This is a genomic window from Hyphomicrobium sp. (assembly GCF_020852195.1).
Lineage (GTDB): Bacteria > Pseudomonadota > Alphaproteobacteria > Rhizobiales > Hyphomicrobiaceae > Hyphomicrobium_C.
Genome location: NZ_JADZBI010000243.1, coordinates 1 through 10,764, shown reverse-complemented (window position 1 = coordinate 10,764; position 10,764 = coordinate 1). Strand labels below are relative to the sequence as shown.

Sequence of the window (10,764 nt, the reverse complement as noted above, 5' to 3'; positions counted from 1 at the left end):
GACGCGCTCCGGGAAGCGGCCCTCGAGGATGCGCTTCGGCGTCGTGGTCTTGATGCCGCCCGGATAGCCGGTGTGACGGAAGTATTCCTTGCCCTCACGCTTGTTTCCGGTCAGGACGACCTTTTCGGCGTTGACGACGATGACGTTGTCGCCGCAATCGACATGCGGCGTATAGATGGGCTTGTGCTTGCCCTTGAGGCGCGTGGCGATGAGCGCGGCGAGACGGCCGACGACGAGGCCCTCGGCGTCGATCAGCACCCACGTCTTGTCCACCTCGCCGGGCTTGGCGACGAAAGTCTTCATGGCGGGAAGCGCTCCTGCCTGAGAGTTGGAAGAACCGGCGGCTCCGATGGAGCGCCGCGGAAAGTGGGCTGTGTACGCTGCGTCGAAAGAGCAGTCAATCGCCACACAAAAATAAATAATCAAGAAATATCAGCACTATAATAGTAACGGTAAAATGAAACCATATATACGGTATCAAAATACCATATATATATTCAGGGGCGGATGGAGCATCCTTCCGTTAACCGTTCTTGCCGAGGCCCTCCCATCGGTGTAGCCCATTCGACTGCGATGTGTCTGGCGAGCGTTTCCTCACGCCGGTACGGTACGTTGCTCGGATGCTTCCGGCGTGATGCGCTGGGAGCGCCGTGGGCCGGCTGTTCTTAGATCCGTCTCAGTTTGATCTTAGGTGTCGGCATAGGAGCGACGCGCTGGGGAAAGCAACGCGATCCGAGGAAGGGGAGGTTACGCCTGATGAGCACTTTTTTTTCACGCCTTAAGTCGCTGGCGCTGGTACTCGGCTTGAGCGCGGGCGTGGCCGCCGCAGGAGCGCTGGGCGCTGCGGCTCAGGAGTTCAAGCAGATCGAGCTCACCGACCCCATGGTGAAATCGTTCATCTCGGCACAGAAGGATTTTGCGCCGCTCGCAAGCAAGCTCGTTGAAGGCGGCGAATCCCCCGATGCGGCGTTGACCAAGGATCTCGAGGACATCGCCAAGAAGCACGGCTTCGGGAGCTTTGCGGAGTTCGAGGACGTTGGCGCCAACATCACGCTGATCCTCGACGGCCTCGACCGCTCGTCGGGCGAGTTCACCGATCCGATCGAGAAGATGAAGAAGGAGCTCGAGGACATCAAGGCCGACGAGTCGATCCCGGCGGAGGACAAGAAGCTCGCCGTCGACGACCTGACGCAGGAGATCGCCGCGTCGCAGCCGCTCAAGTTCAAGGGCAACATCGACGTCGTAAAGAAGCATATTGCGGAGATCGAGGCGCTGATCCCCGAGGAGGCCGGCGAGAGCGGCCCCGAAGAGGGAGAGCCGCCGGCACCGTAAGCGGTCGAGCAAGAGGGCCTGTCGTAGGGCGCCGTCCCCCGTGACCACCGACACCAAGTCTGCGGATGCGCTGTCGCCAGTGGGCGAGGCAGAGGCCGTGCGCATCGCGCGGCCTGAGCCCGGCATCGCGGTGATCACGCTCGACGCGCCCGCGACGCGCAACAGCCTGTCGCGGCAGGTGATCGCCGCCCTCGACGAGGCCGTCGCACGGCTTTCCCGCGAGCCGGACGTGGCGGCTGTCGTCCTAACGGCGACAGGCCGGGTCTTTTCCGCGGGCCACGACCTCAAGGAGCTGACCCGCCACCGCGCCGATGCGGACGGCGGCCGCGCCTTCTATGCCGACACCATGCAGGCGTGTGCCCGGCTCATGCAGGCGATCGTAAACAGCCCCAAGCCGGTGATCGCCGCCGTGCAGGGCGTCGCCACCGCGGCCGGCTGCCAGCTCGTCGCCACCTGCGATCTCGCCGTCGCCGCCTCCACTGCGACGTTCGCCACGCCGGGCGTCAACATCGGCCTCTTCTGCTCGACGCCGATGGTGGCGCTCTCGCGCAACGTCTCGCGCAAGCGCGCCATGGAGATGCTGCTGCTCGGCGAGATGCTCTCCGCCGAGGAGGCCGAGCGCTACGGCCTTGTCAACCGCGTCGTCGCGCCCGAGCGCGTGCTCGACGAGGCGCTTGCCATGGCCCGCATCATCGCCGCGAAATCGCCGGCGACCGTCGCCATTGGCAAGGAGGCCTTCTACCGGCAGATCGAGCAGCCGCTCGCCGAGGCGTATGCGTATGCGGCCTCCGTCATGGTCGAGAACATGATGGCGCGTGACGCGGCCGAAGGCATCGGCGCCTTCCTGGAGAAGCGTCCGCCGGTGTGGAAGGGCTGCTGACGATGGAGCCGCGGCTCTCCTTCGTCACCCTCGGCGTCGCCGACATCGCCCGCGCACGCGCCTTCTACGAGCGGCTGGGCTTCAAGCCGTCTTCCGCTTCGACCGAGGATGTCGCCTTCTATGATGCGGGCGGCGTGGTGCTGGCGCTGTGGGGGCGCGAGGCGCTCGCCGAGGATGCGGGCATTCCAGACAACGGCGTGGGCTTTTCGGGGATCGCCGTTGCGCACAACGTGCGCGCCGAGGAGGACGTGGCGCGCGTGCTGGCCGAGGCTGAGGCGGCAGGCGCCACCATCGTCAAGCCGTCGCAGAAGGCGTTCTGGGGCGGGCAGATCGGTTACTTCTCCGATCCGGACGGCCATCTTTGGGAGATCGCCTACAATCCCTTCATGCCGCTCGACGCCGCGGGCCGGGTGACGTTGCCGTATGCGGCGCCGGCCGCCGAGCCGGCCGACGCGGAGATCGCGCGCATCCTGAAGACCTCGCGCACGTTTGCCGTCATAGGTGCCTCCGACAACCCAGGTCGCCCGAGCTACGGCGTCATGAGCTTCCTCAAGGCCAAGGGCTACAAGATCGTCCCCGTCAATCCGACGCTCGAAGGCCGCAAGGTGCTGGGCCTCGCCGTGCGCAAGGACCTGGCCGCCATCCGCCAGCCCGTCGACGTGGTGGACATCTTCCGCCGGCCGGACGCCGCGCTCGACGCCGTGCGTGCGGCCATCCGCGAGAAGGACCGCCTGGGCATCAGGACGGTCTGGATGCAGATCGGCGTCGTCAACGAGGCCGCTGCCGCCGAAGCCCGCGCGGCCGGCCTTACCGTCGTCATGGACCGCTGCCCCAAGATCGAGCACGCGCGCCTGATCGGCGCGTGACGATTGGGTTGCGGCCCCTGGGACCCAGGGCCTACGCCCCCACTCACTCAATCTTCCGTAACCTCGAAGCTCCCTTCGAGATCGGCGGTCGAGCTTCCACCCACGAACACATCGAACGTGCCCGGCTCGATGACGGGCCGCCCCTCGTCGTCATGGTAGGCGAGGTCGGCAGCCGCCAGCGTGAAGCGCACCGTTCGCCGCTGGCCGGGCTTGAGCGCGACCTTCTCGAAGCCCTTGAGCTCGCGCAGCGGCCGCGACCGCGCCGCGACGAGCTGGCGCGTATAGAGCTGCACCACCTCATGGCCGGCGCGCGTCCCGGTGTTCGTCACGTCGACGCGAATCTCGATCCGACCGTTGCGCGCCATCGTCGGCACGCTCGTCTTCAAGTCCGAATAGGCGAAGGTCGTGTAGCTGAGCCCGTGTCCGAACGGGTAGAGCGGCGTCGGCTTCTCGTCCACGTAGCCGGTGGTATAGCGGTCGCCCGTCGCCGGCCGGCTCGTGGGCAGGTCGCCGTAGGAGATCGGCACCTGGCCGACCGAGCGTGGAAACGTCATCGGCAGCTTGCCCGAAGGTGCGACCTCGCCGGTGAGCACCTCGGCCAGCGCCGTGCGCCCCTCGGTCCCCGGATGCCAGGCGACCATCACCGCCGCGACCTTCTCCACGGCTTCCGTAAGGGCGAGCGGCCGCCCGGTCTCGACCACGAGCACGATCGGCTTGCCGACCTCGGCCAGCGCATCGAGCATCTCGCCCTGCACGCCCGTGAGCCCGAGATCCGCGCGCGAGGCCGCCTCGCCGGAGATGATGCAGTCCTCCGCCACGACGAGCACGACCAAGTTTGCCGCGCGGGCCGCCGCCAGCGCGCCGGCCTTGTCCTTGAACGAAAGACCGCAAGGATCGGCGAAGCCTTCGGCGAACAGCAGGTCCTGCGTCGTGCCGATGCGGCTCTCGAGAGCATCGCGCAGTGACTCCGTCTCGGGTTTCTTGAGCCCGGCCGGCCCGTACCAGGAGTGATCGCTGGTCGCGAGCGCGGCCGCGCCGATGAGCGCCACCGTGCCCGATTGCGGCGTGATCGGCAGCGTCGCCCCGTCGTTCTTGAGCAGCACGAAGCTCTCCCTGGCGACGGCGCGCGCCGTCGCGCGCACGCTCGCCTCGGAAACCGGCGACGGAATCTTGCGCACGCCGCCGGGCGAGTCCGGGAACAGCCCCATGCGGTACTTGACGGTCAGCACGCGGCGCACCGCCGCATCGATCTCCGCGGCCGGCACCTCTCCCGCGCGCGCGGCGCTTTCGAGGTGGCGCTCGTAGGCCTTGCTCGTCATGTCGAGATCGATGCCGGCGTTGAGCGCCTTGCGGGCGGCCTCCGCGAGGTCGCCTGCAACGCCGTGGTTGATGAGCTCGTAGATGGCCGCGAAGTCCGACATCACGATGCCCTCGAAGCCGAGCCGCTCCTTGAGGATGTCGGTGATCAGCGCGCGGTTCGCCGTCACCGGCACGCCGTTGACGGTATTGAACGAGGCCATCACAGTCTCCGTCCCGGCGTCGATCGCGGCTTCGAACGGCGGGATGTAGCGGTCGAACAGCTCCGAGAGCGAGATCTGCGCGCCGTTGTAGTCGCGCCCGCCCTCCGGCGCCCCGTAGCCGACGAAATGCTTGGCCGCCGTCGCGAGCCCGCCTTTGCGGTATCCGCGCACGCGCGCCGCCGCGAAGGCCGAGCCAAGGAACGGGTCCTCGCCCGCGCCTTCGATGACGCGGCCCCAGCGGGGATCGCGCGAAATGTCGATCATTGGCGCGAACGTGAGGTTGATGCCGTTCTGCGCCGTCTGACGGGCGATCATCTCCGCGGCATCCTGGGCGAGCTGCGGCCGCCATGTCGCGGCCCAGGCAATCGGCGTCGGGAACGTGATGTGGAACGCGTGGATGGCATCGATGGCAAGCAGGAGCGGGATCTTAAGGCGGGAGGCTCGCGCCGCGTCCTGGAACGCCCGCAGGTGGACCGGATTCACCACGTTGAGCATGTTGCCGATACGCCCCTGCCTGACGGTGGCGAGCTGGTCCTCGTAGGGGAACGCGAGCGACGGGAAGTTGAGCTGGCCGATCTTCTCCGCGAGCGTCATGCGCGCCATGAGGGCGGAGACTTTGGTCGCGATCTCGGCCTCGGCTGCGCGCGATGGCGCCGGGCTGGGCGATGGAGTCGCATGGGCAGGGAGGGTTGCCAGAGAAGCCAGCAGGATCAAAAGGATAAGGCGGGATCTCATCGAGGAGGGCTCTGTCCGATGGCAAGGCCGCCATGCTATACGGCAGGCCCGTCTCGCGTCTATTTCGCACCTTGCGCGTTGGGCCGTGTGCTACAACATGTCCACCCACCGCGACCCCTCCCGACACGAGCCGGTCCAGACCGAGGAGACAATGCGATGCCGGCAAGCGGCGTCCAGGCAAAGAAGCTCGACACCGACCGTTCGGCGCGCACGCTGTTGCCGATTGAGCTCGACGGCATCGAGGTCGTGCTGGAGGCCCGTGCCTACCAGGGCAAGGACGAGCACACCCAGGCCATGGCCCTGATCAATCGCGGCAAAGGTCCCGAGGCGGGAGAGGTCCCGCTCGTACGCGTGCATTCGGGCTGCGTCACGGGCGACATCTTCCATTCGTTGCGGTGCGACTGCCGGGCCCAGCTCGACGCGGCGCTGCGGCGCATTACGGCGACACCCAACGGCATTCTCATCTATCTGCCCTACCATGAGGGGCGCGGCATCGGCCTGTTCAAGAAGATCAAGGCCTACGCGCTGCAGGACCAGGGCCGCGACACGGTGGACGCCAACATCGAGATCGGCGAGCCCATCGACGCGCGCGAGTACGAGCTGGCCGCCGAGATCCTGCAAGACCTCGGCTTCGTGCGCATCCACCTGATGACGAACAACCCGGCCAAGATCGAAGCGCTGGAGGATGCAGGCATCGAGATCATCGACCGCGTCCCCGTGGTCATCCGGCCAGGCGCCCACAACGAGCACTACCTCGAGACCAAGCGCCGCCGCATGTCCCACAAGCTCTGACCCGGCTCGCAGGAAAAAAGCGCTCTCACCACGCAAGCCCGGCCATCGCCGCCAGCGCCGGCGGTGTGCCCGGGGGAAACAGCGAGACGAGCTTCTCCGGATCGATGGCATCTCCCGTCATCGCCTCGCGCCGATGGATGCCGCCCGCGACGAACAGCGCGTCGAGCCCGGCCATCTCGGCGCCCGCGAGATCCGTCCGCACGGCATCGCCGATGACGAGGATCCTGTCGGTAGTGACCCGGCCGCCGCGGATCCGCTCGGCCTCGGCCTTCGCCGTCGCATAGGCCGCGGGGTGAGGCTTGCCGGCCCAGAACACCTCGCCGCCGAGGTGCGCGTAGGCGTCCGCCAGCGCCCCCGCGCAAAGGAAGAGGCGCCCTCCGACGTCGACCACCAGATCCGGATTGGCGCACACGAACGGCAACGCGCGGGCCTGCGCCTGCGCGAGCAGATCCCGGTAGCTCTCGACCGTCTCGTTGACGTCGTCGACGAGCCCAGTGCAGACCACGGCCTCGGCGGTCTCGATCGGAGCATGCTCGGCCGTCGCTCGTTCGAAGAATGCCGCATCGCGGCCGCGCGGTCCGATGAAGTGCACCCTCCGGTATGACTTCTCCGCCAGATGCGCGAGCGCGATCTCTCCTGACGAGACGATGCCGTCGTAGGCCTCGGGCCGAACGTGCCGCGCCTCCAGCATGGCCTCCACGCGATGGATCGGCACGGGCGCGTTGGTGAGCAGAATAACAGTCCCCCCGCGCTCCCGGAAGCGAACCAGCGCCTCCACGGCCCGCGCGTAAGCCCGCACGCCGTCGTGCACGACGCCCCAGACATCGCAATAGAGGACGTCGTAGCGCTGGAGCAGGAACCCGGCGCCGGAGACGATCGGAGGGACGCGAGGTCCGAGGGACGGTGTCATCGATCTTCCGGCGCGATAGGGAGACGTTGGCGGAGCAAACCGCATAAGCGGGAGGGACAGCGGATGCAAGCCCCCAGACCACGATCGCTTCGGACCCTATCAGTACGAAGCGTGAATCATAGGTCTCATCAAAAAACCTGGAGCGCGATCCCGCTTCATCCAAAACTGATCGCGCTCTAGGGATGCCGGGCGATTGATCGATCGCAACAGCGCGGGCTGGAACGAATGATAGGCGTCATGCGATGTTGAATCTGGTTGGCACGTAGCTACGGAGCGCAAGGCCCATGTCGAACACGCCGCATACGCTGGCAGAGGAATTCCCGGACAAGGTGGAGGCTATTCACAAGCTTAAGGTATCGGATGCGAAATTCGCGCGTCTGCTTGAGGACTACGACGAGGTTAACGACCAGGTGCACTTGGCCGAGACGAACGTCAAGCCGATGGATCAGTTCGAGGAGGAGAAGCTTCGCAAGCGTCGGCTCCAGATCAAGGACGCGATCGCCGAAGCCCTTTCCGCGGTAAAGGACGCGTGATCACGACCTAGCCGGCCTCGGGAGGGATGCCGGCAGCACCGAGAAGCAATGGTCTCTGCAACCGGAAAAAAGTGGAGCGGCTCGCGGTAGGAAGGAAGAAGAATCTGCGAGCCGCTCCATAGGCTCCTCGGGCAGAGGAAGGCGGATTTCCGGCGACACGGCGTGGCCCTTGCGGTTCAAACCCGCGGCCACCGGCGTGCTAAAATTGAGCGACATACGAAGCCTCCGGTCAGACTTGGTTGGGCCGAAGGATGGAGTGCCGCCGCATCCAGCGATGCAGCGTGCGCCGGTTGATCTTCAGCGTCGCGGCGGCATCCGAAACACACCAGTTGTGCCGCGCCAGAACCGCAACCAGCTCGGACGGAGGCATGTCCTCCATATCGGCAGGCGCCGCGTCGCCGCTCTCTCCCGGCGTCGAAGCGGAGAGGTCGAGCCAGCTCGGAAGATCGTCGGGATGGATTTCGTCGTCAGTCGCCTTCGCGAGCGCATAGCGCACCGCGAGGCGCAATTCGCGGATGTTGCCCGGCCACGTCTGCGCCATCAGCACCCCGAGGGCGGCAGGAGAGAGTACAGGCAACGGAGAGATCCCCATTTCGGCCGCTTCGATGGCAAGCGCCTGCGAGATGATCCGTTCCTTGTCTTGCCTCTTGCGAAGCGGCGGCAATTCGAGGCGGACGCCGGCAATGCGAAAGAAGAGGTCCTGCCGAAAGCGGCCGTCCTTCACCATCTTGGGCAGATCTTGATGGCTCGCGCAGATGACATTGAAGTCGACAGGGATCGGCTTGGCGCCTCCCAGCGGCACTACCTCTCGCCGCGCCAGGACGCGCAGGAGGCGCGTTTGCAGCGTGAGGGGCATATCGCCGATTTCGTCGAGAAATAGCGTGCCGTTGTTAGCCTCGACGATGCGGCCGCGCCGGCCTTCTCTCCTGCCGCCCGTGAAGGTTCCGGTCTCGTATCCGAACAGCTCGCTTTCAACCAGGCTCTCGGGGATCGACGAGCAGTCGATGGCGACGAAAGGGCCTAGCGACCGCGACCCCGCGTTGTGGATGGCGCGTGCGAACTCCTCCTTTCCGGTTCCGGTCTCCCCTTGCAGAAGGATGGGCAGACGACGATCGGCAAGGCGCTTGATCGTGGTGGTCTGGCTCCGCAGCGTCGGGTCGCCCCCGGCCAGAGTGTCGAGGGTGAGCCGTATGTCATGGAGCGCGCCGGCGCGTTGCGCGGTCTGCTTCGCGCGTTTTCCGGCACTTCTGCCCATGTGCGTTTTCAAGCTTGCGAAGCACGGGTGCTCGAGCCCCCGCAAGCGCGCTATGCCGATACGCTCGAGGACGCCGCTGTCCCGGGCATGGTGGGCGGGTCCGTCCCAGTTGATCTCCATGAAGCCCGATGGAAGACATCCGACGAGGTCGGTCCGGTCCATTGACGGCTCACTGCCCAGACACTCGACCACGCGGCCATCGTCGCCGAGCGCGAAGAGCATGCTGTCGCCGTCCATATCGTCCACGCGGCTGAGGACGCGGAGGATGGGCCGCTTTGCGTTGCGTGCGAAGAAGTGCCGCCGCTCGATGCGGCGCGCGGTGGCCTCAATGAGCTCCAGTACAAAGGACAGGGTGTCCTCGGACAGGCTCGCCATCGACGACACGTCGAGCGTGGCGAGGATTTCGCCATTCCAGTCCCGGATCGGGGCGGCCATGCAGGTCAACCCCGCATACGCATGAAAATAGTGTTCGTTGCGGCGAATGGTCAGCGCGCGCCGTTCGACAAGCGACGTTCCGATTCCGCTTGTTCCGGCAAACGGCTCGCTCCACACGGCACCGGCACGGACGCCGAGCCGCGAGATGTCGCTGTCGATGGGCCTCGTGCCCTCGACATCGACAGCGATCCCCGCGGAGTCGGCCAGTATCGCGACGTAGTTGACCGGGGCAACGCGGCAGAGAAACTGCTTGATCTCGCTCTCGGCAACTGCGCGCAGCAATCCGAGTCCCTCACGGGCGGCGGTGAGCTCCTGAGCCGTCACGACGTGCGGCCCTTTGAAGTGAGATGCACTGAGTTTGTACGTGTCAGCGCAGCGTCGCCACGACGAGCCCACATGATCGACTGGGGTGTCTCTCGCAATCACCGTTCGGCGATCCTCTGGTTGTTCGAGCACGAGCACCGAGTTGCTGATCTTCCGGCATTGCTCCACCGCTTCTCGGCAATAGTGGGCGCCTCGGTCATGCCCATCACCATTTCCCGAGCGACTTCAGATAGGCGACGAGCTCCCAGATCTCTTCATGGGAGAACACGTCGCCCCAGGGCGGCATCGGGGTGGCGCCTTTTCCGCCGTCGCGGATGGTGTTGTAGACGTACTCCTCCGTCAGTCCCGTACGATCCACGAACAGGGTCGGATTCTGGCCGTGGCAGTACGCGGCGCACGTGGAATTGAAGGTGCTCTCGCCGGATTTGATCTTCTTCGGGTCCGAGAGATCGAACGGCGGCGTCCCTGCAATCTTCGTCGGCGGGGCTTCCGCTTCACTCTGCTCGCTTCGAGGAATGCCGCCAGCTCTTGCGAGGTCGGAAAGAATTCCGAACGCGACAGTGGCCAGAAGTGCCATCGCGGCCGCCTTGGCGCATCGAGCGTGAGCGTGTTTGTTCATTGTCACCATTGGTCCGTTTGCATGGCACGCGCCGCTGAACGGGCGCGTGCCCGCAATGAAAATGTTGGCCCGCCCCGCTGAGCGGGACGGGCTATCGCGTGAGTGCTGAGGTCAGTTCACCTGGACCGCGACAAGCTCCGAGGGCGTGCCGGCGCCGCCCACAGGGGCGATGACGAACTGCTTGCCGTCGACGATATAGGACATCAGGGCCCCAAAGACGCCGAGCGGCAGCTCGATCTCGCCAAGGAGATTGCCGGTCTTGGCGTCGTACGCGTAAAGCGCCGACTCGTCCTGCTTCTCCTTGTTCTGCCCGATCAGGGCGTTGCCGCGCGTGTTCAGGCCGAGCACGTCATAGGCACCGTTGGGAGCGATGAACACGATGTCGTCCGTGATCGTGATGAAGCTCTGGTGCACCGCGCCCACCGTATCAAGCCCAGCCGCCTTGACGGCGGGGTGGTTGATAGGGCCCTTTCCGGCGGGAACACGCCACTTGTGCTCGCCGGTGTTCATGTCGATGGCCGTGATGGTCGAGAACGGCGGCTTGAACAGCGGCAGGCCGTCCG

The 10,764-nt window shown here is 65.9% G+C and carries 10 protein-coding genes and 1 pseudogene; 5 read left to right on the top strand and 6 right to left on the bottom strand.

Annotated elements, in window-relative coordinates; translation table 11 throughout:
* Positions 1–303, bottom strand: a 303-nt coding sequence (rplM, locus tag IT540_RS19990) for a 50S ribosomal protein L13 (RefSeq protein WP_291181632.1), incomplete at its 3' end; no start/stop codon positions are given.
* 453 nt (positions 304–756) lie between these two features.
* Between rplM and IT540_RS19985 the strand changes: the two genes are divergently transcribed.
* From IT540_RS19985 to IT540_RS20865, 3 genes are all read left to right on the top strand, one after another.
* On the top strand, positions 757–1,332 hold the full coding sequence (locus IT540_RS19985) for a hypothetical protein (RefSeq protein WP_291181631.1): 576 nt from the start codon (positions 757–759) through the stop codon (positions 1,330–1,332).
* A 70-nt stretch (positions 1,333–1,402) separates the two neighbouring features.
* Entirely contained in the window at positions 1,403–2,212 is an 810-nt protein-coding gene (locus IT540_RS19980) for an enoyl-CoA hydratase (protein WP_291181634.1), read from the top strand.
* The gene (locus tag IT540_RS20865) at positions 2,197–3,078 is read left to right on the top strand and encodes a CoA-binding protein (RefSeq protein WP_366030402.1); all 882 of its coding nucleotides are present in this window, start codon (positions 2,197–2,199) and stop codon (positions 3,076–3,078) included. Before IT540_RS19980 ends, IT540_RS20865 begins: the two co-directional genes overlap by 16 nt.
* Positions 3,079–3,125: 47 nt before the next feature.
* Here the strand turns inward: IT540_RS20865 and IT540_RS19965 are convergent, their stop codons facing one another.
* A complete protein-coding gene (locus tag IT540_RS19965; RefSeq protein ID WP_291181630.1) occupies positions 3,126–5,333 on the bottom strand; it encodes a glycoside hydrolase family 3 N-terminal domain-containing protein in 2,208 nt (735 codons plus the stop codon).
* 156 nt (positions 5,334–5,489) lie between these two features.
* On the opposite strand from IT540_RS19965, the gene ribA reads away from it, so the two are divergent.
* Entirely contained in the window at positions 5,490–6,125 is a 636-nt protein-coding gene (gene ribA / locus IT540_RS19960) for a GTP cyclohydrolase II (RefSeq protein ID WP_291181629.1), read from the top strand.
* Positions 6,126–6,150: 25 nt separating this feature from the next.
* Here the strand turns inward: ribA and IT540_RS19955 are convergent, their stop codons facing one another.
* Entirely contained in the window at positions 6,151–7,035 is an 885-nt protein-coding gene (locus tag IT540_RS19955; RefSeq protein ID WP_291181628.1) for a TIGR01459 family HAD-type hydrolase, read from the bottom strand.
* A 284-nt stretch (positions 7,036–7,319) separates the two neighbouring features.
* Here IT540_RS19955 and IT540_RS19950 point away from each other — a divergent pair, with 284 nt between their 5' ends.
* On the top strand, positions 7,320–7,568 hold the full coding sequence (locus IT540_RS19950; protein WP_291181627.1) for a DUF465 domain-containing protein: 249 nt from the start codon (positions 7,320–7,322) through the stop codon (positions 7,566–7,568).
* 229 nt (positions 7,569–7,797) lie between these two features.
* Here the strand turns inward: IT540_RS19950 and IT540_RS19945 are convergent, their stop codons facing one another.
* From IT540_RS19945 to IT540_RS19935, 3 genes and pseudogenes are all read right to left on the bottom strand, one after another.
* A complete protein-coding gene (locus IT540_RS19945; protein ID WP_291181626.1) occupies positions 7,798–9,582 on the bottom strand; it encodes a sigma-54-dependent Fis family transcriptional regulator in 1,785 nt (594 codons plus the stop codon).
* Positions 9,583–9,787: 205 nt separating this feature from the next.
* Complete coding sequence (locus tag IT540_RS19940; protein WP_291181625.1) at positions 9,788–10,159, bottom strand: cytochrome c; 372 nt, start codon at positions 10,157–10,159, stop codon at positions 9,788–9,790.
* A gap of 153 nt (positions 10,160–10,312) precedes the next feature.
* Positions 10,313–10,764, bottom strand: a pseudogene (locus IT540_RS19935) (hypothetical protein); the annotation flags it as partial.